At 65.5% G+C, this 469-nt stretch carries 2 protein-coding genes; both read right to left on the bottom strand.

The annotated features are described in order from the left end of the window. Positions 1-176 (bottom strand): DUF6445 family protein (locus tag AACY45_RS28360; RefSeq protein WP_339548784.1); only part of this gene is annotated, 176 nt, incomplete at its 3' end. A 17-nt stretch (positions 177-193) separates the two neighbouring features. Continuing rightward, positions 194-469 (bottom strand): glycoside hydrolase family 16 protein (locus tag AACY45_RS28355; protein WP_339548783.1); only part of this gene is annotated, 276 nt, incomplete at its 5' end.

Raw genomic sequence — 469 nt, 5'->3', positions numbered from 1 at the left:
AGGACCGCCAGTTGCGCGGGGAGATATGCCTTGGGGAGAGCTGCGCGGATCCCCGGATAATGCTCCACGGCGGGGCCGAAGGTCGATGCAAGCGCAACCGCGCGCAACGCGTCAGGATCAGCCGTAAAATCGTCGATCACCACCACCGGCTGCGCCTCGCGCCCGACGCGGTGCACGCTCAACGAAGGTGCCGTCATCGCGCGGGCCAGTAGCGCACGTAATCGACCGACATGCGCTGCGGTAGCGCGGCATCGTCGATCCCCTTCGCTCCACCCCAATCCCCGCCCACGGCCAGATTGAGGATCAAATGGTACGGCACGGTAAACGGCCACGCCGCATGTCCACCGGGCTGATCGTCCACGACGCGCATATACCCATGACCATCCACACCGATGGTGATCGCGTGCGGCTGCCAGTCGAGCTGGTAGCGATGATAAGCGGTACATGCGCTCGCGAGGCGCGTCTCGGC

It is taken from the genome of Pseudomonas sp. RA_35y_Pfl2_P32 (genome assembly GCF_963970735.1).
Lineage (GTDB): Bacteria > Pseudomonadota > Gammaproteobacteria > Pseudomonadales > Pseudomonadaceae > Aquipseudomonas.
This window is presented reverse-complemented; position numbering and strand designations above follow the sequence as displayed.